This is a genomic window from Archangium sp. (assembly GCF_045802675.1).
Classification (GTDB): domain Bacteria; phylum Myxococcota; class Myxococcia; order Myxococcales; family Myxococcaceae; genus Archangium.
Genome location: NZ_JBJMQO010000047.1, coordinates 89,686 through 113,846, shown reverse-complemented (window position 1 = coordinate 113,846; position 24,161 = coordinate 89,686). Strand labels below are relative to the sequence as shown.

The window sequence follows — 24,161 nt, the reverse complement described above, 5'->3', positions numbered from 1 at the left end:
ACTGAGCACACCCACCGCCCTGGCTCAACCCTGACGAGGGGTGGAGCCCTCCGTGCCCGGGTTTTGCTCTGGCTCCTGCGCCGGAGGCAGGGGGTAGAGGGCACGGTGGTCGATGAGGCGGTGGTAGATGGCGACGTGGTGCTTGCCCGCGATCAGGATGAAGACATTCCGTGGCGGCTCGGGCTGGTTTTGGAGCCATGCATTCGCCTCCTCGCGAGTGTTGAACGAGGCGACCGGGGCCGTGGGGATGCGGCGTGCGAGGTCCGCGAGATAGGGCTCGATGGCGGGGAGCTTCACGAGGCTGCGGATGTCCGGCTGCCTGCGATGCGCGACGAGGTGGTATTCGTCCGCGATCAGCACGTGGGTGCCATGGGGTGGCTCGGGGTGCTTCGCGAGCCAGGTGTCCGCTTCCTCGCGTGTCTGGAATGAAGCCACCGCGTAGGGCGGGTCCTCCTTGCCGAACTGGAGATAGTCCTCGAACGAATGGCTCCTGCCGGTCTCCGAGATGTACATGAGCGCCGCGGCGGCGATCCTGAAAAGCTCCTTCTCTTCCGAGGAGGGAGTGTTGTTGATCGTCCGGCCGAGAAGGCCCTGCACTTTGAGGAAGAGCTCGTCGATGTTCATGGCGGAACCGCTCTCACGAGGCGATGAGGAGGACTGGCGCGAGCACGACGGCCCCCGCTCCAGCGGAAACCACGACGAAGACCACTCCCGCGATGACGACCGTGCTTCCCACCAGGAGCGCCTTGCGGTGGCGCTTCAACCAGTCGACCGCGGCATCTACGGCTGAAAACTCCTGGGGGCGGAGTTTCTCCAACTCCTTGCAGTCCATGTAGGACGGCAGGCATTGCTTGTTGCAGTAGTCCTCTCGCCCGCCGAGCCCACGGTTGTACTCGTATTGGTTGTACTCCGGGGGAACGGGGCGCTTCATGCACTCGCGGTGGCAATCCACGAGTTCCTGGTCACAATCGCGCGGACGGCCTGAGACGAGCACGATGCGTCCGGGAACGCCTGGGTCTCCCGCGCGGTGCCTGTACTGTGAAAGCTCCAGCTCCTCCGCGCGCTGCCATTCGTGAGTGACCTGACCGTCAGGCAACTCCCCGAGGATGAGCACGAGGTGAGGGAGCGCTTCAGCCTCGGCGGGAGCGGTGTGGCGTGCCGTGGCACAAGAGACGAGCAGCAGCATGCCGAGGCTCAGGGCAATGAGTCGTCCTGCTGAGTTCATGCTGACCATCTTATTACGGGCCGTGCCGCACGGTGAGGCTCTCGCCCACGGCGAGCACGTGGAGGGGCTCGCGGGGGAGCTGGCGGCGGTTCCACTCGGCGTCGAGGCGCTGGGGCGGCTCGTCCAGGGGCTCGTCGGTGAGCTTGAAGGTGCCCCAGTGCATGGCCAGGAAGCGCCTCGCCCCGAGGTCCTCGTAGGCCCGCACCGCCTGCTCGGGGTTCATGTGCTGCTTGTTCATGAACCATTCCGGGTCATACGCGCCAATGGGCAGCATCGCCGCGTCCAGCTCCGGGAAGCGCCGGCCAATTTCCTGGAAGCCCTCGAAGTACGCGGTGTCCCCCGAGTGGTAGACGCGCGCGCTCGAGCCCTCCACCACGAAGCCGCCCCAGAGCGTCTCGTTGACGTCGTTGAGGCCGCGGCGGCTCCAGTGCTGTGCAGGGACGAAGTGCACCGTCACCGGGCCCACCTTCGTCGAGCCCCACCAGTCCAGCTCGGTGAGGGGCAGCGCGCCGTGCGAGAAGTAGCGCGACATGCCGAGCCCGGTGATGACGGGCGCGCCCACTTGGCGCACGGTGGGCATGTCCAGATGATCGAAGTGGTTGTGCGACACCAGCGTGGCGGCGACAGGCGGCAGCTTCTCGAGCGCCACGCCCGGGGCCACGTTGCGGCGGATGAAGCCGGTGATGGTGTCGCGCAGCGCGGGGTCGATGAGCAGCGACACGCCGTCGAGCTGCACCAGCCAGCTCGCATGGCCCAGCCAGGTGAGGCGCGCGCCCTCGCCGGGGGCGGGCGGGGTGGCCAGCACGGCGAGGTCCGGCTCCACGCGGCGCACGGGGGCATGATCCGGGCTCTTGCGGCGCTTGCCCGCCAGCTTGTCCCCCACCGCCCACTTCAAGACATTGGTGAGGGGGTGCGGACCGCTGCCATCCAGGTTCTTGAAGCGCACCGGCATGGGACTCTCGCTCGGGCCCGAGGGAACGCGGGGGCCCCTGCCCTGTCTTGTTCCGTGCGCCCCCTGGGATGCAAGGGGCAAGTGGGAACGGGTGTGCCCACCCAGGGCACGGCGGGACTGTCCGGTGTGAACGGCGGGGCCTCTCATCTTTCGAGTGCTGACCAGATGGGAGCGCGCCCCCCGTGCGCGGGCGCTCGGGGATGAAGAGAAATTCCCAGTGAGGGTAGGGGAACGGACGGGGTGGAGAGTCATGCGGCTTGGTCGCTTGCTGGTCGTGGTGTGGGTGTGGGGAGCGGCTCTGGTGCAGGCGGGGTGCGTGGGGTGTGGGGACCTGCCCGTCACGTACGGTGGCGCGGGCACTCCGGCCGGCAACTGCGCCGGGGGCCAGAGCAATGCCGACGGGACGTGCGACACCGGCGGTGACACCTGTCAGGGAGACTCCTGCGCGCCCGCGCCGACGCCGCCGAGCTGCTCGGATGGAAAGCAGAACGGAGCCGAGACGGGCGTGGATTGCGGTGGCGTGTGCCCCGCGTGCTCCGGAGAGCAGGCGTGCACGAGTGACGCCGACTGCCCCTCCCCCTCCTCGTGCCTCGCGGGCGTGTGCGCGCAGTGCACGGACAGCGCCTGGTGCGCGGACGGCCTCGAGTGCCGCGCGGGGGCCTGCGTGGCGGACGGCTTCGCGCCCCGGGTGCGGATGGCCTTCATACCGGGGAGCACGGTGCTGCGCGTGCGCTTCTCCGAGCCCATGCTGCGGGACGACTCGGCCGCGGGCGTGCTCAACCCCGACAACTACTGCGTGGAGGTGGCGGACGAGACGCCCGAGGTGTGCACGCCCTCGGACGCTTTCTGGCTGGGCAGCGTCCTCACCGAGGTGGATCCGAGCACCATCGACATCCAGCTTCCCTTCGCTCCGGGCGGCGGCCGGTACACCGTGCTCGTCTCCAACGTGGTGGACCGCGCGAACCACGCGCTGGGCTCGCCGCGCCACGCGGACTTCGAGGTGGACGCGCCGCTGCAATTGCTGAGCGCCACGGCCCAGGGGCCCCACCGCGTGCTGCTCACCTTCTCGCGGCCGGTGCTGCCGGGGACGGAGGCCGCGGGGAGTGCCGGGTGCGCCTCGCCCTCCGCCTGTGCCACGCGCTACCAGCTGTCCGGCGCCACCGCGCTGGGGGACGTGCTCTCCGCCGAGGTGCTCCCCGCCCCGCGTGACAACGAGGTGCTCCTCACCCACGCCGGCTCCCAGCGGGCGGGCCAGTACACCGTCGTCGCCTCCGGGGCCCTCGCTCCCGCGGTGGGCGGCGGGAGCCTCGGTGCCGCGCCGATGGACCGGGCGATGTTCACCGGCTCGGGCGCGCTGCTGAGTGGCTTCCAGGACGGGCCCGTGCTGGTGGACCCGTTCGCGGATGGGACCGCCTTCACCTCGCTCGCCGCGTACCGCGAGCGCCTGGTCCTGGGCACCAACGCCAACGGCGCGCGCGCGGTGGGCATGGACCCGGACGGCTTCCGGCCCGAAGACATCTCCTTCCGCTTCCGCCGGGACACCCAGAAGCTCTCCGGCTCGCGCGGCTCCAACACGGCGGGCTCGCTCTTCCCGTCCATCGGCTTCGCGGGCTGCCAGGGCAACACCTTCCAGTGCGGCCCGGACAACGAGGACGGCCGCGCCCGCTTCGCCTCCGGCACCCTCGAGGGCTCCGAGTGGTTGATGATTTCCGGCACGCGGAGCAACGGGAGGCTCGGCTACGTGTACCTGTCGCGCGATGAGGACGCGACGTTGGATGTGAAGTACGTGGACCTCGGCCAGGCGCTGGACGGGACGTCGGCCCGGAGCCTCTCCGCGGCGGGCTTCCTCGGGGGGCGCGCGTACCTCGGCATTCCCACCCGGGGTGGCCCGCGGCGGCCCGAGCTCCTCGCGCTCCTGCGGGCTCCGGCGGCGGACGCGCAGGGCCTGGATGCGAAGGGCAACGGCGCCAACGGTGGGGCGTGCAAGCCCTCGGCGCATGACGTGTGCAACCTGTCGGCGCACCGGATGCCGGGCATTGGCGCGTCGGGCTCTCCGGCCAATGCCGCGCCCGTGGTGGGCATCGACTTCGTCGCCGGATTCAACGGCAAGCTCTACCTGGGCAACAACGGGGGCCTCATGCGCGCCACGGTGGAGCAGCCGCTCGACTACGAGAGCTCGCCCGAGCACTGGGTGTCCATCACCCCGAGCGCGCCCGAGTACCGCGCGAAGGAGTCCATCACCACCGACAAGCTGGTGGAGCTCGAGCCGGCGGACCGGGCGTGGTCGCGGATGGTCGTCTTCGAGGGCCACGTGTACCTGGGCCGCAACACCACCGCGGGCCCGCAGCTGTGGCGGTGTGACCCGGGCCGCGTCTCCGCTCCGGCGCCCGCGACGGCCGAGGACTGCGACGCGGGGGACTGGGTGCTCGTCGCCACCAACGGCCAGGGAGACGGGGAGCTCAGCCAGTTCGACAACCCGGACAACACCCGGCTGACGCTGCTGGCCGTCAACGGGGGCCACCTGTACGTGGGCTACGACAACGCGGTGCAGGGCGTGAGGCTGTACCGCTCGGGGGCGGGGGCGCCCGCGAGCCGCTCGGACTTCGCGGCCCAGGGGCTCGGCCAGGCCCCGCTCCAGACGCGCTTCGGCGAGGCCGTCACCGTGGGCACCGGCGGCGCGAGTTACCTCTACCTCCCCACGAGCGGGGGCTCGGGGACGCCGGTGCGCCTCTACCGGCAGCGGGACTGAGGCCGTTTGGCCCACGAGTAGACAGGGAGGCGGGCCCGCCGCGCCTTCGCCGGGTGATTTGTTCGCGCTGGGCGGAGGCCGGGTGAAATATCTCCGGCCATGAGCGTGCGGCATTTCGACATCGTGGTGATTGGCTCGGGGCCGGGGGGCGAGGGCGCCGCCATGAAGGCCGCCAAGGCCGGCAAGCGGGTGTGCGTGGTGGAGCAGCGCCCGCTGGTGGGCGGTGCCTGTACCCACACCGCCACCATCCCCTCCAAGGCCCTGCGCCACGCGGTGCAGCGGCTGGTGGACGTGCAGACGGACCACCCCGAGCTGCGCGTGGAGCTCGCCAACCGCTGGAAGCTCAAGGACATGATGCGCACGGCGACGTCGGTGGTGTCGCGGCAGGTGCAGCTGCGCACCACGTTCTACGAGCGCAACCGGGTGGAGCTGGTGGTGGGGCGGGCGCGCTTCCTGGACGCCAACACGGTGGAGGTCAGCGAGCCCCGGGGCGCCAGCGAGCTGCTGTCGGCCAAGGCCTTCGTGCTGGCCACGGGCTCGCGGCCCTACCGCCCGAAGGACGTCGACTTCGGGCACTCACGCGTCTTCGACTCGGACACCATCCTCGGGCTGCGCGAGACGCCGCAGACGATGATCATCTACGGCGCGGGGGTCATCGGCTGCGAGTACGCGTCCATGTTCCGCATGCTGGGCGCGAAGGTGGACCTCATCAACACGCGCGAGCGGCTGCTGTCCTTCCTGGACGACGAAATCTCCGACGCGCTCAGCTACCACCTGCGCGAGCAGGGGGTGCTCATCCGCCACCAGGAGTTGATGGACAAGGTGGAGACGCGCGAGGACGGGGTGGTGCTGCACCTCAAGAGCGGCAAGCGGCTCAGGGCGGACCTGCTCTTGTGGGCCAACGGGCGCACGGGCAACACGCAGGAGATGGGGCTCGAGGCGCTGGGGATTCAACTGGACTCGCGCGGCAACGTGCAGGTGAACGACGCGTACCAGACGGTGGTGCCGCACATCTACGCGGTGGGGGACGTGGTGGGCAATCCGTCGTTGGCGAGCGCCTCGTATGACCAGGGGCGGTTCGCCGCCACGCACATCGTCGAGGGGCGGCTGGAGCACAAGCTGGTGAAGGACATGCCCACGGGCATCTACACCAGCCCCGAAATCAGCAGCCTGGGGCGCACCGAGCAGGAGCTGACGCGGGAGGGGGTGCCGTATGAAGTCGGGCACGCCTTCTTCAAGAGCCTGGCCAGGGCGCAGATAACGGGCCGCACGGTGGGGATGCTCAAGCTGCTCTTCCACCGGGAGACGCGGGAGATTCTGGGCATCCACTGCTTCGGGGACAACGCCTCGGAAATCATCCACATCGGCCAGGCCATCATGGCGCAGGAGGGGCCGGGCAACTCCATCGACTACTTCATCAACACCACGTTCAACTACCCCACCATGGCGGAGGCGTACCGGGTGGCGGCGCTCAACGGGCTCAACCGGCTGTTCTGAGAGGCACGGCATGCGGGACGAGGAGGGAGTGGGGGAGTTGAGCCCGGCGGTGGTGGAGGCGCTGGTGGGCAATCACCGTCGGTTCCTGGGCTTCCTGGAGCGGCGGGTGGGCAGCAGGGCGCTGGCCGAGGAGCTGCTGCAGTCCGCGTATGTGAAGACGCTGGAGAAGGGCGGGGAGCTGGAGGACGGAGAGGGCGCCGTCACCTGGTTCTACCGGCTGCTGCGCAACGCGCTGGTGGACCACTACCGGCGGCAGGGGGCGGAGGGGCGGGCGTTGGAGCGCGAGGCACGCGAGGCCTCGGAGGTGGGGCCCGACCCCGAGCTGACGCGGACGGTGTGCGCGTGCCTCCACGACTTGCTGCCGACGCTCAAGCCCGAGTACGCGGAGCTGGTGCGGCAGGTGGACCTGGAGGGCCGGAGCGTGCCCGAGGTGGCGCGGGAGGCGGGCATCACGGCGAACAACGCGGGAGTGCGGCTGCACCGGGCGAGGCAGGCGCTGAAGAAGCAGCTGGAGCGCAGCTGCGGCACGTGCGCCGCGCACGGGTGCCTGGACTGCACGTGCGGCCAGCCGGGTGGGGGCTGCAAGACGCCCGCGTGACGAGGGCGGTGCTCGCGAGGCATTGCCCGGCAGGCCCCGGGCCCTGAGACTGTCGGGCCATGAGCCGCTGGTTCCGAGTGGCCGCGTTGGTGGCGCTGAGCCTCGTGCTCGGAGGCAGCCAGTGCGGCGAAGAGACGGAAGTGCCGCTGGAGGAACTGCGCCGGGATGTGGCGCCGCCCTTCGACTACGCCCTGTACAGTGACGCCGCGGGGCGTCTGCGCGGCAGGGGCTCCGATCTGCTTCTGGTGCACCGCTCCGAGCACCTGGAGCGGGTGTACGCGGACGCGCGGCGGGGGGACGCCCGTGCGCGAGTGCTCTTCGGCCAGTTGGAGGCGCAGGTGGCGGCCAGCGGGCAGGTGCTGGCGGGCCAGGCGCTGGGGCTGGTGTGCACCGCGCTGCCCGCGTGCACGGTGCGCTGGGAGTTCCTCAACGAGGTGATTCCCTCGCGCGAGGCGGGGGGAATGCGGCTGCGGCACGTGCTGGCGACGAGCTTCGAGCGGGCTGCCCGGCTCAAGGGCGTGGAGAACGCGGTCATTACCGCCGTGCTGAGCGTGCTGTTGGTGGGCGTCGTGGTGGAGGCGGCGGAAGGGCGCGCGGCCGGGGAGGAGGCGCGGATGGGGCTCGCGGAAGGGCGGAAGCTGGCCGGGGAAGGGGCGCTCGCGGAGGGCCTGTCGCTGGAGGACGCGGCGGCGCTGAACACTCGCCTGGACGAGGCCGAGTCCCTGGAGACGGGAGCCCGCCACCCGGCCCGGCTAGAGTCGCTCGTCCGCTACCGGCCCTCGGTGGACAAGCCTCCCAGTGGCTTCGAGGCCCATCACGCCCGGTGGGTGGACTACGTAGGGTATTGGGAGCGGCGCTACGAGGAGCTCGCGGGGACCCGGCAGCGTCCCGTGGGAGCGCCCGCGGCGAAACCGCCGCTGACGTGGGAAAGCTACGAGGCCTTCCTCGGCCGCTTTCAGCGGGCGATGGCGTTCCAGCGGGACGTGGCGCAAGCGTTGCGGAGCGAGGTGGGGCTCGCGATGGGGCAGCGGCATCTCCTGCGAGGCCTGGAGCAGCCACTGGTGACGGAGAACGTGGGGCTGATACACGAGGGCCGTGCTTCGCTCACCTACGTGGACCAGTTGGTCGTGGACGAGGCCTCGCTGCGCCCTGGCCAGACGCCCGTGGTCCACTCCTTCAGCAACAAGCAGCGGGGCTTCACGTCCATGAGTAGGGATAACGCTGTTCGGCAGCTCCAAGCCGATGCCCGGGAGGCGTGGACGAAGTACGGTGGAGAGGTGGAGATCCGCAGGCCCGGACACCCCCTCTTTGGGCGCAAGGTCACCGTTTCCCGTGTCCACCTCGTCTACTACGAAGAGAAGGGTCTGGAGGCCGAAGTCAAAGGAGCCCTTGAGGAGGCGTCGAGAAAATCCAATGTCGAGCTTCACTTCCATGCACAACAATGATTGGAACAAGCGTGACAATCTCACCCTGCGGCTCTATTCACCCGCCAATCCGCTCGACTGCGGGCAGGCGGGATTGGACGAGGTGCTGGACTTCGTCGAGTCCCTGGATGCGCAACTGCGGCCGGATATCGTGTACCTCTCGCGTCGCCGGAAGTACTCGCGGCAGATCGTGCACGAGCGGCTCGACGAGCGCAGGCTTGGCAATCATGTCGGTATTCATCTCTTGCGCTCCCGGGCGCCGGACGAGTACCTGGTGCTCAGCTTTGACGACCAGCGCATTGAGGATACCCGCTCCGACCTCGATCTTCTGATCAGACCTTTTGCCTTCCTGCGTGAGGCGGGCCGGGTCGAGGAACGAGCCCAACTGATCGTGTCCCTGGTGCGTGCCTTCGCGCGGCGCTTCCCCATCTCGTACGGGCTGGCGCACAGCTCCACTGACTTCCACCTGGGCAGTGACCCGCACCGCACGAATCACAAGCCGCCCAAGCGGGTCTACGAAGCCTATTGGCTCAACGTGTACGGCCCGCGCATGGTGGAGGAGCTCGGCCGCGAGCGCGTGCTGTCGACCCCCGCGGCCCACCTGGAGGAACTGCCCGGTGGCGCCGTCCTGTGGCTCTCGCGGCCCACTCCCGTGGACTTCGACTCCGAGGAGGCCCGCGTGGCCCAGGCGCGCGCCCTGGTGCACCTGCGCCCCGAGCTGAAGCTGGAGGAGACCCTCGCCACCCTGCGCGAGCGCTCGCGCGTCTTCGTTCCCGTCCCCGTCGAGTTCGAGCCCGACGTGGCCGACATCCTCTGGTGGACGGTGGAGGGCGGGGGTCTGGAGAAAAAGCGCGAGAACGTGGAGCGCTTCAATCGCTATCGGCCGCCGCCCGTCACCGAGTGGCTGCCCGCCTCCCAGGCCCCCGCGCCCGATGTCGACGACGTGAACAAGGAGATCGACCTCTACGAGAAGGTCTTCATCAAGAGTCTCATCACGAAGTTTCGCAAGGAGGTCCCGATGATCGTGAAGCGCCCCATGGAGGCGCTTCCGCGGTTGGATCTCCACCTCTGGCATTCCGGCTGGGGGCGGCCCGTGACACCTGACGGCTGGCCGACGGACGCGGACAAGGAGCCACTCATCGCCTACCTGGGCGCGTGGTTGGGACTGCAGCTCGTGCACAGGCTGGGGGGCCGCTGGGTGCCGCGCCGCAAGCGGGAGGAGACCGCGGTGGTGATTGGGGACAGGGCCTGGCTGCCCTTCCTGCGCGCCCGCCATGCCCTTCAGGGCCGCGAGGCTCCGCTCGACTATTCCTGCACGCAGCTCTTCCGCGTGGCCCAGCGGCTGGCTGTCGAGCACCACCACTGAACGGCGGCTGCACCCTCCCATCAAGTAGAGTTCCATCCGGGAGCGCCCCACCGGGACCCAGGGCCCCACGGCCTTCTCCCTCGCTTGACCAGCAGGCGGCCCTGGTGTCCTACCTCGGCTGCCAGCGCGAACCGAGGCCCGCCGCATGAGCACTGTAAGGGTCTGACGCTCGCTCCGTTAGCCCGGACGAAAGGAGCAGTTCCCTCTCATGGCTCACGAGCACAGTCACTCGCACGATTCCCATGCCGGCCACTCGCACGGCCCTCCCCCCGGCGCGGAGGGCAAGGTGCTGGACCCGGTCTGCGGCATGACGGTCGACCCGGCGAGCGCCAGGGGCGGCAGCCACGTCCACAAGGGCGCGACCTACCATTTCTGCAACCCCAAATGCCGCGAGCGCTTCGCCGCCGAGCCCGAGAAGTACCTCGGCGCGAAGGCGGAGCCGGAGCCGGTGGCGGCCCCGCCGGGCACCACATTCATCTGCCCGATGGACCCCGAGGTCCGCGAGGAGCACCCGGGGGCGTGCCCCAAGTGCGGCATGGCGCTCGAGCCCGAGCAGCCGGTGACGCTGGCGGCGCGCACCGAGTGGGTGTGCCCCATGCACCCGGACATCGTGCGCACGGAGCCGGGGGCGTGCCCCAAGTGCGGCATGGCGCTCGAGCCGCGCACGGTGCTGCCCGAGGAGCAGCCGGACCCGGAGCTGCTGAGCATGACGCGGCGGTTCTGGGTGGGCGTGGTCCTCTCGCTGCCGCTGCTCTTCCTGGGCATGTCGGAGATGATTCCGGGCGAGCCGGTGCAGCGGGCCTTCGAGCCTCGTCTGCTGGCGTGGGTGCAGTTCGCGCTGGCGACGCCGGTGGTGCTGTGGGGTGGCTGGCCCTTCTTCGAGCGCGGCTGGGCGTCGGTGCGCAACCGGCACCTGAACATGTTCACGCTCATCGCGCTGGGTACGGGGGCGGCGTACCTCTTCAGCGTCTTCGCCACGGTGGCGCCGGGGCTGCTGCCGCACGCCTTCATGGGGCATGGGGGCGCGGCGCCCGTGTACTACGAGGCGGCGGCGAGCATCATCACGCTGGTGCTGCTCGGCCAGGTGCTGGAGCTGCGGGCCCGCCGGGCGACCTCGGGGGCGCTGCGCGCGCTGCTGAGCCTGGCGCCGGCGGTGGCGCGGCGCCTCCGGGAGGACGGGCGCGAGGAGGACGTGTCGCTCGAGCAGGTGAAGGTGGGGGACGCGCTGCGGGTGCGGCCGGGCGAGAAGGTGCCGGTGGACGGGGTGGTGGTGGAGGGGGAGAGCGCGGTGGACGAGTCCATGGTGACGGGCGAGTCCATGCCGGTGGAGAAGGGGCCCGGGGCGCGGGTGACGGGCGGGACGGTGAATGGGACGGGCGGGCTGGTGATGAAGGCCGAGCGGGTGGGGCGGGACACGCTGCTGTCGCGAATCGTGCAGCGGGTGAGCGAGGCGCAGCGCTCGCGGGCGCCCATCCAGAAGCTGGCGGACAAGGCGGCGGCGGTGTTCGTGCCGGCGGTCATCGCGGTGTCGGGGGTGACGTTCGCGCTGTGGGCGCTGCTGGGGCCCGAGCCGCGGCTGGCGTACGCGCTGGTGAACGCGGTGGCGGTGCTCATCATCGCCTGCCCGTGCGCGCTGGGGCTGGCGACGCCGATGTCCGTGGTGGTGGGGACGGGGAAGGGGGCGGGGATGGGGGTGCTCATCCGCGACGCCGAGGCGCTGGAGCTGTTGGAGAAGGTGGACACGCTGGTGGTGGACAAGACGGGGACGCTCACCGAGGGCAAGCCGAAGCTGGTGACGGTGGAGGCGGCGGAGGGGGTGGACGAGGCGCGGCTGCTGCACCAGGCGGCGAGCCTGGAGCGGGCCAGCGAGCACCCCTTGGCGGCGGCGGTGGTGGCGGGGGCGGAAGCGCGCGGGGCGGTGCCGGAGGCGGTGCGGGACTTCCGCTCGGTGACGGGCAAGGGCGTGACGGGGCGGGTGGGGGACGCGGAGGTGGCGCTGGGCAACGGGGCGCTGCTGGAGTCGCTGGGGCTGGACGCGGGAGCGCTGCGGCCGAGGGCCGAGGCGCTGCGGCGCGAGGGCCAGACGGTGATGTTCGTGGCGGTGGACGGGAGGGTGGTGGGGCTGCTCGGGGTGGCGGACCCGGTGAAGGCGACCACGGCCGAGGCGCTGGCGGCGCTGCACCGCGAGGGCGTGCGGGTGGTGATGCTGACAGGGGACAGCCGCACGACGGCGGAGGCGGTGGCGCGGCAGTTGGGGCTGGACGAGGTGGTGGCGGAGGTGTTGCCCGAGGGGAAGGGGGACGTGGTGAAGCGGTTGCAGGGCGAGGGCCGCACGGTGGCGATGGCGGGGGACGGGGTGAACGACGCGCCGGCGCTGGCGCAGGCGGACGTGGGCATCGCGATGGGGACGGGGACGGACATCGCGATGGAGAGCGCGTCGGTGACGCTGGTGAAGGGGGATTTGAGAGGGATTGCGAGGGCGCGCAGGCTGAGCCGGGGGACGCTGCACAACATCCGGCAGAACCTCTTCTTCGCCTTCGTCTACAACACGCTGGGGGTGCCCATCGCGGCGGGGGTGCTCTACCCCTTCTTCGGGCTGCTGCTGAGCCCGATGCTGGCGGCGGCGATGATGAGCCTCTCGTCGGTGTCTGTCATTTCCAACGCCTTGCGGCTGCGCACGCTGGACCTGTAGACTCCGACGAACGCGGCGCACCCGGGGATGGGACGCCGGCCCTGCTTCCTAGCGGTGCTCCCAGAGGACGCGGCCCGGGTCGATGCGCGCGGGGAAGCGGGCCGTTCCCTGCGCCAGCGGAGTGAGCACGCGGGAGCGCCCGGCCTCTCGCGTGATGGAGAGGCCGAGCGTCTCGACGATGTGGTGGCTGTCGTATGCGTGGACGGTCACCTCCCACGAGCCGGGCAGGGGCGCCACCTCCACGTCCCCGACGATGCGCACGTCCGCCTCGACGATGGCCTGGTAACACGCACGCCGGCCATCCTCCGCGTCGGGGAACTGCTTGAGGAACACCATCTTCATTCCGCGCTCCTCGGCGTCGAGCGCCCCCCGCAGCACATCGAGCCCCCCAAACCAGGCGAGCGCCGGGTTGTCCCGGAACCCCGCGAGGGTCCCGAGCGCCCGCGCCATCGTCTCGCCCGCGCGCCAGAGCTCCCGGAGCGGCCCCTCGCGGCCGGTGTCGGTGCGCCGCGCCGCGATGAGCTGCCGATGCTCGATGGGCTGTCGGGGGCCCAGGGTGGGAATCACCCACGTGTCCAGGGTGAACAGGGGGGGATCCTCTGCCCGGCGCGGCATGACCAGGGTGCCGAGATCCTTGTGGAACCCATGGAACAGCCGGCCGTTGGTGAGTGCCAGGTCGTTGTCCACCCAGAGGTAGGGGGTGTAGGTGACCACCCGCTCGGGCCGGAAGAGGCCTCCGTCCTCCCGCCCCGCCACGAGCGGGACCCAGATGCCAAAGTCCAGCTCCGGCACGCTCGTCACGGGCTCGGGAAGCGGATGGTTGATGACGCTCGCGCAGTAGAGCACCACGACGGGCGCGAACGGCCGGTAGCGGATGGGGCCTCCCAGGTTCAGGTGCGCGTCACAGAGCGCCTGGAGGCGCTGGGGATTGGCCCGGAGCGCGAACAGGCTGACGTCGAGGTCGAGGGCGACGGGCGGGATTCCGAGCAGTGCCCCATCTCGCACCACCATGCGCGGGAGCGAGCGGGCGGCCCGGCTACTGCCGGCGCTGGAGGGGGGCGGAGGGCTGGAAGGAGGCATCCGCCGCCGGGCCAGCGCCGCGACGGGGGGCTCCGCGCCTCCACGGCGGCTCACGTCGAGCTCCGTCAGCCAGTCACCCAGCGCGGGCCGCACGGCCGCGTCCACTGCCGCCGCGGCACGGTTGCCGGACAGCGTCGCCGCCTCGAGGCACCCGATGCTCAGGCTGGTCAGTGTCCAGTCGCCCGCGAGGACGAGGTTCTCGTACCCGGACTCGTCGGGACGGAGGCGATAGCGGTTGGTTCCGGGTGCGGCGATCACGTAACGGTTGGAGGGATTCGGAAAGGGAGACACGAACTGAGCGCCGAGGCGCGCCGGGCCGTCGCCATTCCCCGGGTCGTGGAGCCAGTACCAGTTGAATTCCCGGTCATCGTGCCGTGTCGTGGCCCTGGGCCAGAGCGCCCACGCGTGGTGGCCCAGCCAGCGCTCCAGGTTCTGCGTGGCCCGGGCCCTCATGCGGGTGGGGTAGTCGCTCGGCCCCCGCGGAGGGACGGGCTCCTCGTCGTCCAGCCGGGACGTCAGGTACGCAAGCGAGCCCGGGCGCGAGCGCCCTGGCCACTGCTCGCGCTCGAGCAGGTAGGTCATGTCCGCCCACGAGTCGAACGGGGTGGCGAAGGGAATGACCATCGGGCTCGCGCCGCGCCAGCCCAGCCGCTCGAGGTCCACGTCGAACCAGAGCTGCGCGGACTGGGTCGCCACGGTGTGCACGTTCTCGACCATGGCGCGGAAGCGAGGGTTGCCCTCGTCCGCGAGCAGCTCGCCGCAGACGTCACGCAGTGCGCCCAGCGAGATGCCGAGGACCACGACATCGAAGTCGTGGCCGGCGTGCAGCACGCGCCGCTCGACGGCGGGCCACGCGCCCCACCAGTCCTCGAGATCATGGCCTCCGGCGCGCAGCGCCTCGCCTTCCTCGAGCTGGTCGTACAGCGGATGGGTGGGCCAGCAGGGCAGGCCCTCCACGTCGTAGAGCGGACGGTAGGTGCCGCCGCGCACCGTCGCCTGGCGATCCACGACGAGCCGCGCGACGCGGCGGCGGTCCTCGGACAGCTCCAGGTGGTCGACGGTGTGGAAGAACTCGAAGCGCACCCCCCGGCGCGCGAGCACCTGATACAGGGGGGCGAAGACGGTCTCGCCCATCCCCGCCGCCATCTTGTAGAGGATGGCGCCCTGGTAGGTGAACGCGAGCCGCAGCAGGGAATAGAGCAGCGTGCCCGCGCCCATCTCCCGCCCGCCGCAATAGGCCGCCGCGTGGAGCGCTTCGATGAGCGTCGAGCTCACGGTCTCCGGCCGCGCGCCGTGGCGGCTCAGCCATTGCCGGAAGCTCTCCTCGTCCAGGGCGAACCAGTCACGCGGCCCCGTCGCGAGGCCATCGGCGATGAGGCCCCGGGCAATGCTCAGGATGAGATCGATCTCCATCCCCACACTGAGGTGGTCGGCATCATCCTTGAGGTGGCGCCAGAGGCTCGCACCGACGACATCCAGGAGGATGAGGACCTCCCGCCTGCCTTGCTCACGCTCGAGGGTGGGCTGCCTCCCGGTGGCCGCCGCGATGAGCCTTGCGAGCTCCAGGCCGAGCAGGGACAGCGTCAGGTCCTGGAGCGACTGCGCGGCGCTCACCGCCGAGGACAGGGTGCGTCCCAGCACCGCCCGTACCGCCTTCTCCAACGCCTCCTTGACGGCCCCGGCGGACCGCCCCAGCCGCTCCACCCGCTGGCGCAGCCCTGGAAGCTCCGCGCCGAGCGCCTCCCGCAGGCGTGACGCGAGCTTCCCGTCCAGCGCGCCGAGGAGCGCCAGGAGGCGGGCGTCCGCGAAGCGGAGCAGGCGGGTGAGGTATTCCCAGGGCTCGGGCATGTGGGTCCCGGTTCCGGGCAGGCCCGCGTTCCGCGCGGAGGTCATCGGGCGGAAGGACCACCCGTCCCCGTGCTGCTCCGGCAGGACGATCAGGTCATGCGGGAGGAAGGCCTCGCTCAGGGTGGAGAGCGGGGCGCGCGCGGGGCGGCCAAGCTCTTCGTAACACTCACGCATCATGCGGAACGTGTTCTCGTAGAAGCCCCAGAGCACGTGTAGCCCGTGCTCCTCGATGCGGTGGTGTGCGTCCGGGTTGCAGCCCGAGGCGCCTTTGCCTCCGAGCCGAAAGCCTGTTTGATAGACGGTCACCTCATAGCGATCTCTCCACCCGGGCAGGCACGTCAGCTCATACACGGCGGAGAGGGAGGCCATGCCGCCTCCGAGCACGGCGATTTTCCTTTTCACCGCGTGACCATCCCCAGAGCGCGTTCACCCTGTCAATGGAGGGACCCATGCCGCGGACGTATGACGTCGCAATCGTTGGTGGCGGTCCGGCGGGCGTCTCGACAGCGCTCTTCCTGCTGCATCGGCGGCCCGAGCTCGCCCGGCGCATCGTCGTCCTCGAGCAGGCCACCTTCCCCCGCGACAAGTTCTGCGCGGGCGCCATCGGTGCTCGCGCGGATGCCTGGCTGTCCGAGATTGGCGTCCAGGTGGACGTGCCCTCGGTGTGGGTCGACGGGATGTCCATTGCCGTCACCGGGGGCACGGCGCGGAGCCGCCTGGGCCGCATTGGCCGCATCGTGCGGCGGATGGAGTTTGATCACGCGCTCGTCCGCACCCTCATGGCTCGTGGCGTCCAGGTGGTGGAGGGGGTCCGGGTGACGGCCCTCACCCCGGGGCCTGACGCCGTGCGGCTGGACACGTCGGCGGGTCCGTTTCTCGCCAGGGCCGTGGTCGGGGCGGATGGGGTGGGCAGCATCGTGCGGCGCAGCCTCGGCCTGCCGTTCGGCGGCTTGCACGCCCAGGTGGCCGAGGTCGACACCGAGCCTGTCCCGGGTGACCCGCCGCGGGACGTCCTCCATTTCGACGCCTCGGACCGCTCATTCACCGGGTATGCCTGGGATTTTCCCACGCTCGTGGAGGGCAAGGCCCTGGTGTGCCGTGGCGTCTACGTGCTGGGGATGGGCAGGGTGCCCGAGGCGGATGCCACCCAGCTGCTCGCCGGGCGGCTCTCCGAGAGGGGCCTTCACCTCCAGGACTACCGCGTCAAGCGCTTCTCCGAGCGGGGCTTCGAGGTCCACCGGCCCTTCGCCGCGCACCGCGTCCTCCTGGTGGGCGAGGCGGCGGGGATTGATCCCATCTTCGGGGAGGGGATTGCGCAGGCCATTGCGTACGGAAAGCTCGCGGGAGACTACCTGGCCACCCGGCTGGGCCGCCGCGAGCTGCGCTTCGATGACTGGACACGGCACGTCGCGCTCTCGGCGTTGGGGATGGATCTCACCTCCCGCGGCATGCTCGTCTCGAAGTTCTACGGAAAGCTCCGCCCCGTGGTGGAGCGCCTGCTGCTGGCCATGCCCGACACGATGCACCTGACCATGTCCGTGTTCGCGGGACGCCCCATCACGCTGGGGACACTCGCGCGTGTCGCCAGCGCGAGTGGCCTGCGCCTCGCCGGGAAGTGGACCCGCTGACGAGGTCCGCCCGCACCAGGCCCGCTGCCCGGCCGAGCAGGCGTCGAGCGCCAGCCAGGGGGCTTTTCCCTCGGGTCTTGGGTAGGTTCCCGAGCCTCGACTCCCCGTCAACACGCCCATCACCGAGCGTCATGCCGGCCGCATTGGGGCCCGGTCATGGCGCTGCTCGCACCTCCTCCTGGATTCAACACCTTGTCCCAGACCCCCGAGCCCTCCACCGTCCTTGCCCGCTTCGACCAGCTGCGTGCCGAGCATCCCGGGCTGCCGCTCTACACCTGGGTGGACGAGCATGGCCGCGATCAGGCCACGCTGACGTTCGCGCGGACGTGGGAGGCGGCGGCGGCCGTGGCGGCGCACCTGACCTCGCGGTGCGGGCTGAAGGCGGGGGATCGGGTGCTGCTGGTGTACCCGCCCTCGCTCGACTTCGTCGTGACCTTCGTCGGCTGCCTGATGGCCGGCCTCGTGCCGGCGCCCATCTACCCGCCCAATCCGCTGAAGCTGAAGCAGGACCTGGCGACCTTCCAGGCGATCGTCACGAACTGCCAGGCCGCGGCGGTGCTGACCAACAAGGAGTACGCGCGCGCCAGGCTGTTGGGCGGGCTCAAGGCCTTCGTCGGCCGCGAGGGCGTGCGCTGGCCGGACCTGCCGTGGCACACCGTGGAAGGGGTGAAGCCCCGGCACCCGGCCGCCGCGCCCGCGCACGTGGCGCGGTCCGGCGACGTGGCCTTCCTGCAGTACACCTCGGGCTCCACCTCGACGCCCAAGGGCGTCATGATCACTCACGCCAACGTGCTCGCGGAGGCGGCCGCCAACGCCCGGGATCTCAACCTGCGCGCGTCGGTGCGCTGCGTCTTCTGGGTGCCGCAGTACCACGACTTCGGCCTCATCAGCGGCATCCTGAGCGCGCTCGCGGGCAACGGCCATCTCTACATGATGAGCCCGTTCACCTTCGCGAAGCGGCCCGCGGTCTGGCTCGAGGTGATGAGCCGGGTGAGGGCCACGCACTCGGCGACGCCGAACTTCGGGCTCGAGCTCGCGGTGCGCAAAACCACCCCCGAGCAGCGGGCCGCCTGGGATTTGAGTGCCCTGGAGGCAATCGTCTGTGCGGCCGAGCCCGTGCGCGCCTCGAGCCTGGAGTCCTTCCACGCGGCCTTCGCCCCCTCCGGCATGCGCCCGGGCGTGGTCTACCCCTCGTACGGGCTCGCCGAGCACACCGTCTCCGTGACGGTGGGCGGCAAGCGCGTCTTGAAGGTGGCCAAACGTGCCCTGGAGGAAGGCCGCGCGGCGCTGGCGGCGGACGCGGAGGACTCCCTGCCAGTCGTTGCGTGCGGCCGCGTCTCGAAGCCCGGCCTGCGCGTTCGCATCGTGGATCCCCAGACCCGGGTTCCGCTCGCCGACGGCCGGGTCGGGGAGATCTGGGTGGACTCGCCCACCAAGGCGGCGGGTTACTACGGCCGCGAGGCGGAGAGCCGCGAGATCTTCCAGGCGCGCGTGTCCGAGCCCTCCGATGAGCGCGGCTACCTGCGCACGGGTGACCTCGGCTTCCTCTGGGAAGGCGAGCTCTACCCGACGGGGCGCTGCAAGGATCTCATCATCGTGCGGGGGCGCAACTACTACCCCCAGGACCTCGAGGACGGGCTGCGCAACGCCCATTCCGCCGTGCGCCCCGGTGGGTTGCTCGCCTTCTCCGCGCCGGACGCGGCGGGGGAGGAAGGCCTGGTCATCGTGGCCGAGCTCCAAGACGGTGCTCGCGAGCCCGCGGAAGCGGTGGCCAGGGCGCTGCGCGACCGGGTGATGAAGGACCACCAGCTCGCATGCGCCGCGGTGGTGATTGGCCAGCGGGGCACCGTGCCCAAGACCACGAGCGGCAAGCTGCGCCGGCAGACCTGCCGGGCGGATTTCCTCTCGGGAGCCCTGGAGCGGGCTTCGAAGACGCTGCACGTGGCTCGCTTCGCGGCCGAAGGGCTTGCGTCTCCGGCGCCTTCCGTCGCTTCGCCCGAGCCCGCGGCGCCCGCCCACGATGCACGGCTCCAGGGGCTCGATCCGTCCTTCGAGCGGCTGATCGCCGACGTCGGCCCGCTCTTCACGCGGATCAGCCAGGCGCGGGGGGGACGCGCGTTCCACAAGCTCGCGACCACGCTCGCCGGGCAGCTCGAGGTGGTCGCCAACCCCGCCTTGCCCGCGCACGCCTTCTTCGTCCCGGGGCGGAAGCTGCCCGTGCTCGTGCGCCATGCCAACGGCGTGCAGGACGACGACGCGGGGATCGACAACCGCGGCGCGACGCTGCGCGTGCTCGACCCCGCGCGGCCCGAGGCGCTGGACGCGCCGAAGCTGGATCTGCTGCTGACGACGGGGCGCTGCTTCCTCCAGCGCACCGCCGCGGAGTTCGCGCGCTGGATGGCCGCGACGCCCGAGGCCCGCGATGCGTGGATCGCCCGCGAGCCGCGCATCGGCCAGGCGGGCTGGGAGATGTTCCGCAAGGCGAGCTCGTACGCGTCGCTGTACTACTACAGCAAGGTCGCGAGCCATTACGTGGCGGCGGACGGCGCGCGGCACTACGCGCGGTTCCGGCTCGTGCCGGCCGAGAGGACGCCCGAGGACGGCTTCGTGACACCGGACGGCCGGGCCCTGCCTCCTGACGTGATGCCTCGCGAGCCGGGTGACACGCGGCCCAGGGACTTCCTGCACACCGAGCTGCGCGAGCGCATCCGCGCGGGTGGCGTGGACTACGTGCTCCAGGCGCAGGTGCGCCCGGCCACCGGTGAGGCAGGGGCCGACGACGAGGCCCTCGACTGCACGCGCCCGTGGCCGGAAGAGGCGCATCCCTGGCACGACGTGGCCACGCTGCACCTCGAGCGCGTGCTCGAGCCCACGGCGATCGAGCCGTTGAGCTTCAATCCCGCCAACGCGCCGGCCGAGCTGGCGATGCCGCTCTCGTCGAGTCCCGATACGGCGGCCTCGCTCAACCACCTGCGCTCGATCGTCTACGACATGTCGGCGGGTGCCCGGCAGCGCCACTCCCCCGCGTCCGTGGGCGCCCGTCCCCGGCGGGTCTGTGTGATTGGCGCGGGCGTCTCGGGGCTCACCGCGGCCCGCGAGCTGGAGAAGCTCGGCCACCGCGTCACGGTGCTGGAGCGCGAGCGCGAGGTGGCCGGCAAGTGCGGCTCGGTTCAGCTCGACGGCCGTTGGTACGACTTGGGTGGACACGTGTGCACGGCCCGCTACGTCACGCTGGCGCGCATGGCCGCCGAGCTGGGCCTCTCCACCATGCCGGTCACGCCGGCCAGGCCCTTCGACCTGGCGACCGGACAGCTTTCCCGCGAGGACGACTCGACGGCGCTGGCCCGCCACTGGCTGCGTTATGTCCAGACCCGCGACCGCGACTTCCCCGGCATCATGGCCCCGGGTCTCGCGCCCGTCGCCCGGGCACTGGGAGCACCGGTGGGGAAGTGGCTGGCCGCGAACGGGCTGGAGGACTTCGCCCGGTCCACCGGCCTGATGTACACGTCGTGCGGCTACGGCTTCATGCAGGATCCGGAGCTCCCCGCGCTGTACTTCCTGAAGTTCGCGGAGCTGCTCGTCGGCGCGCCGCCCAATGCCCCGCTGCCGAGGTTCTGGACCATCGAGCACGGCTTCCTGAAGCTCTGGAAGACGGTGGCCGCGGGCCTGCGCGACCTGCGCTTGAACACCCAGGTGCGCGCCGTCGAGCGCACGCCCGCGGGTGTCCGCGTGCACACCGCGACGGAGAGCCTGGAGTTCGACGAGCTGGTGGTGGCGACGCCGCTGCACGACGTGCCGCCCTTCCTGTCACCCACGCCGGAAGAGCGGGCGATCTTCGGCAAGGTGCGTCGCTTCGACTACTACACCACCATCGTCTCCGCGGAGGGCCTCCCGGAAGACGCCTTCTTCCTGCTCCAACCTCACGCCGATGCGCCCGGCTGGGAGGGACGAGCGGTGGCGGTTCACCAGCGCTACCCGGGCGACGGCATGGCCATCGCCTATGCCTACGGAAAGCCAGGCCTGGACGGAGAGGCGATCGCGCTGCGGCTGCGCGAGGACCTGGGCCGCATGGGTGGCCGCATGGGCAAGGTCCACACGCAGGTCCGGTGGGACTACTTCCCGCACTTCACTTCCCAGGACATCGCCGACGGCATCTACGACCGGCTCGAGGCGTTGCAGGGCCAGCACCACACGTACTACGTCGGCTCGCTGCTGAACTTCGAGCTGGTCGAGGCCAACGTGGCCTACGCCACGGCCCTGGTCGAGCGTCACTTCTCGGCGCGGGCAAGCGCCCCCTCCCTTCGGGTCCCGGCCGTGACGCTGTCTCCAGGTCCCGCGCTCCAGGTGGCCTCGGGAGCCATGCTCGGGACGGTGCAGCGGCTGGTTCAGGAGGAACTGGGGCTCTCCGCGTCACCGGGCCCCGACACCGTGTTCGCCGAGCTCGGGTTCGACTCGCTGCGCGCGATGACGCTGTTGCAGCGGGTTTCCGCCGAGACGGGCCAGCCGCTCACGCCGAACGTCTTCTTCGACCACCCGACCGTGGAGCAGCTCTCCGCCCACCTGGCGCGCCTGGCCCAGGTCCCGTTGCCGTTGGCTCCGGCCTCGGGCAGCGCTCGCGACGCGGTGGGGCGGCTCGCCGCGGGGCTGGCGCGCGTGGCCGCGGCCCCGCTGCCCGTGGCTCCCGCGGGTTCCAGCGTCTGGCTGGCGCCCGTGCTGCCGGCGTCCCGGATGCGCCTGTTCTGCTTCCACCACGCAGGTGGCTCCGCCGAGCTCTTCGCCCGCTGGCCCGAGCGGTTGCCGCGGGACATCGAGGTGCGGGCGCTGCAACTGCCCGGCCGTCTGTCCCGAGCCCACGAACCCGCCTGCACCGACATGGAAGCGCTGCTCGACGCCCTCGAAGGCGAGCTCGTCCCGCTGCTCGACCGGCCGTTCGCCTTCTTCGGTCACAGCCTGGGGGGGCTCGTGGCGTTCGAGCTCACCCGCCGCCTGCGCCGCGCCGGGCACCCCCTGCCCTCCCGCTTGTGGCTGTCCGCGATCGCCGCGCCGGAGCCGGGCAAGCCGGTCCGTCACGCGAGCGACGAGGAGCTCGCGCGAGCGGGCGCCTGGCTCTCCGAGCTGACCCGGTCCGACCTGCGCATCTTCCGCAGCTGGCAGCCCGTGAGCGAGGCGCCGCTGGAGGTGCCCATCACGGTCCTGGGCGGGAAGGAGGATCTGCTCGCCACGCCCCAGGAGGTGGTGGGATGGCATCACCAGACCCGCGGTGATTTCGAGGTCCAGCTCCTTCCCGGCGGCCACCTCTTCCCGTTGACGCAGGAAGCGGAGCTGGTGGAGCTGGTGGCGCGGCGGCTCGCGGAGGTGCCCGTGACCGCCGGGGGGCCGCGCCAGCCGGTGCTCGCGGCGGGCACCGGCGAGGACGCGGCGGCGCTGGAGCGCTTCGCGACCCGCTGGCGGACGGAGCCCTCGAGTTACGAGGGTCCGTATGCCCGTTACAACCTGGCCTGGGTGGCGCGTTCGAGCGGCCCGGATGGCCGGCCGCTGTTTCCGGACGCGCTGGAGGCGCTGGTGGCGGACCTCGCGTCTCCGGCTCCCGGCCCCACCGCCCTGCTGCCGGTGAGCGACTACATCACCGCGCTGGCGATGGCCAACACGCTCCTGCGGTGGAAGGCCGATGAGGAGAGCATCGCCCGGGCGCTCGAGCGGATTTTCGGCGCCGTTGCGCGGATGGGGACGCCGGCCCGCCTCGAGCCCGCGAGTCCCTATGGGCGGCATTTCCAGTACCACGGCCTCTTCGCGTACTGGCTCTCCGCCGTGCTCGAGACCGAGACGCTGCTGTCGCACGCCGGTGGCCGGCTCGATGCGGCCCGGGCCGGAGCGCTCGAGGCGCTGATCGCGCCTCACCGGGCCAGCGCCGCGAGGCGGAAGTTCGATGGGCTGGAGCATGACCGCTGCTTCGCCAACAACGCGGTGGTCCTCGGGTTCGCCGAGCACTTCCCGTTGCAGGCCCTCCAGACGCCGGAAGCCCGCGCGCACGCCCGGCGCGGGGTGGACCTGCCGCCGGCCGCCGCGCGTCATGTGGAGGCCACGGGTGAGCCCGCCTTGCTCGCCCGCATGCGTGGGCTGCTGGCGCGTCCGCTCGGAGGCCTGTGGCCGACGGCCCGGCTGCCCGAGGTGGCCTTCTCGCTGTATTACCTCGCGCGGGCCGGCATCGACGTTCAACGCCACTTCGCGGAGGAACTGGCGTTCCTCGGCCGTCACCTCGGGGAGGACGGCCTCCCGGTTTATGAGGGGGCCGCCGGGATGGACTGTGACACGACCGCGGCGGCCGCCTGCGCTGCCTGGACCAGCGGCTTGCCGGTGCGCTTCGACGTGGAGCGGCTGCACGGCCACTGGGTCGAGTCCCGGCGGTGTTATCTGGCGTGGGACGGGGAAGCCACCCCCTCGGTCAGCACCGAGATCCACGTCCTGGAGGCCACCCTGGCGGCCGCGGGAGTCTCCCGGGACCGGCAGCGGGAGGTGTGGCAGCGCACGATCCGGCTCCTGGAGGAGCGGCCCTGGCGTGAGCCGTTCCACCTGTCGCCCTTCTACGTCTGGGAGCTCGTTGCCAGCATGGGCTTCCGTCACGCCCACCGGTTCCCGGAGGCGCCGACGAGCGTCCATTTCGAGGCGCTCGAGCGCATTCTGGAGAGTCAGGCGGCGGATGGCGGCTTCCAGAGCGCGTACACCGACGCGCCGAATCAGGAGGAGACGGCGCTGGCGCTCACCGCGCTGCGCTCGGCCCTCGGGGCGCTTCCTCCCGGCGCCTTGCGCCAGCGCGCGCGAGCCGCGGCCGAGGCCGCGAGCGCCTACCTGCGGCGCGCCAGCTCGGACGGAGAGGGCAGGCATCCGGCGCTGTGGACCGCCAAGGTGCTCATGGCGCCGCCCCACCTCATCCAGGCGGTGGTGCTCTCGAGCCTGAGCGGGTGGGAGCGCGGCGAGACCGAGGTGCTTCGCCAGGAGCCCCAGCCCCGGACGCGGGTGGAGCTGGAGCTCGAGGCGGCCGAGCTGCGCCAGAAGCTGGAGGCCCTGGAGCGCGAGCGGATGGCCACGTAGCCCGACCGAGTCC

General features: G+C 71.2%; 12 protein-coding genes. 8 read left to right on the top strand and 4 right to left on the bottom strand.

The features are described from left to right. Positions 1-24: 24 nt before the first annotated feature. The 3 genes from ACJ8AN_RS14740 to ACJ8AN_RS14730 are packed head-to-tail and all read right to left on the bottom strand — an operon-like array spanning position 25 to position 2,177. Positions 25-624 carry a head protein gene (locus tag ACJ8AN_RS14740; RefSeq protein WP_407755976.1) on the bottom strand — a complete coding sequence of 200 codons (600 nt, stop codon included), beginning with the start codon at positions 622-624 and terminating at the stop codon, positions 25-27. Positions 625-637: 13 nt separating this feature from the next. Continuing rightward, entirely contained in the window at positions 638-1,186 is a 549-nt protein-coding gene (locus tag ACJ8AN_RS14735) for a hypothetical protein (RefSeq protein ID WP_407755975.1), read from the bottom strand. Between the two features lie 52 nt (positions 1,187-1,238). Next, positions 1,239-2,177 (bottom strand): MBL fold metallo-hydrolase, encoded by a 939-nt coding sequence (locus ACJ8AN_RS14730; protein WP_407755974.1) that lies wholly within the window; start codon positions 2,175-2,177, stop codon positions 1,239-1,241. A gap of 250 nt (positions 2,178-2,427) precedes the next feature. Here ACJ8AN_RS14730 and ACJ8AN_RS14725 point away from each other — a divergent pair, with 250 nt between their 5' ends. The 6 genes from ACJ8AN_RS14725 to ACJ8AN_RS14700 all read left to right on the top strand — a co-directional run bounded on the left by ACJ8AN_RS14725 (position 2,428) and on the right by ACJ8AN_RS14700 (position 12,503). After that, positions 2,428-4,926 (top strand): hypothetical protein, encoded by a 2,499-nt coding sequence (locus ACJ8AN_RS14725; RefSeq protein WP_407755973.1) that lies wholly within the window; start codon positions 2,428-2,430, stop codon positions 4,924-4,926. Positions 4,927-5,025: 99 nt separating this feature from the next. Further along, positions 5,026-6,423: a Si-specific NAD(P)(+) transhydrogenase gene (gene sthA / locus ACJ8AN_RS14720; RefSeq protein WP_407755972.1), complete on the top strand. Its 1,398-nt coding sequence runs from the start codon at positions 5,026-5,028 to the stop codon at positions 6,421-6,423. A gap of 10 nt (positions 6,424-6,433) precedes the next feature. After that, entirely contained in the window at positions 6,434-7,021 is a 588-nt protein-coding gene (locus tag ACJ8AN_RS14715) for an RNA polymerase sigma factor (protein ID WP_407755971.1), read from the top strand. Positions 7,022-7,080: 59 nt separating this feature from the next. After that, the gene (locus ACJ8AN_RS14710; protein ID WP_407755970.1) at positions 7,081-8,466 is read left to right on the top strand and encodes a hypothetical protein; all 1,386 of its coding nucleotides are present in this window, start codon (positions 7,081-7,083) and stop codon (positions 8,464-8,466) included. Next, complete coding sequence (locus ACJ8AN_RS14705; RefSeq protein ID WP_407755969.1) at positions 8,453-9,811, top strand: hypothetical protein; 1,359 nt, start codon at positions 8,453-8,455, stop codon at positions 9,809-9,811. Before ACJ8AN_RS14710 ends, ACJ8AN_RS14705 begins: the two co-directional genes overlap by 14 nt. A gap of 208 nt (positions 9,812-10,019) precedes the next feature. Then, positions 10,020-12,503 carry a heavy metal translocating P-type ATPase gene (locus ACJ8AN_RS14700; RefSeq protein ID WP_407755968.1) on the top strand — a complete coding sequence of 828 codons (2,484 nt, stop codon included), beginning with the start codon at positions 10,020-10,022 and terminating at the stop codon, positions 12,501-12,503. A 48-nt stretch (positions 12,504-12,551) separates the two neighbouring features. On the opposite strand, the gene ACJ8AN_RS14695 is transcribed toward ACJ8AN_RS14700, so the two are convergent. Further along, complete coding sequence (locus tag ACJ8AN_RS14695) at positions 12,552-15,833, bottom strand: NAD(P)-binding protein (RefSeq protein ID WP_407755967.1); 3,282 nt, start codon at positions 15,831-15,833, stop codon at positions 12,552-12,554. Between the two features lie 47 nt (positions 15,834-15,880). Between ACJ8AN_RS14695 and ACJ8AN_RS14690 the strand changes: the two genes are divergently transcribed. Both ACJ8AN_RS14690 and ACJ8AN_RS14685 read left to right on the top strand, forming a co-directional pair. Beyond that, the gene (locus ACJ8AN_RS14690; RefSeq protein WP_407755966.1) at positions 15,881-17,059 is read left to right on the top strand and encodes an NAD(P)/FAD-dependent oxidoreductase; all 1,179 of its coding nucleotides are present in this window, start codon (positions 15,881-15,883) and stop codon (positions 17,057-17,059) included. A 192-nt stretch (positions 17,060-17,251) separates the two neighbouring features. Beyond that, positions 17,252-24,148 carry an FAD-dependent oxidoreductase gene (locus ACJ8AN_RS14685; protein ID WP_407755965.1) on the top strand — a complete coding sequence of 2,299 codons (6,897 nt, stop codon included), beginning with the start codon at positions 17,252-17,254 and terminating at the stop codon, positions 24,146-24,148. Positions 24,149-24,161: the final 13 nt, after the last annotated feature.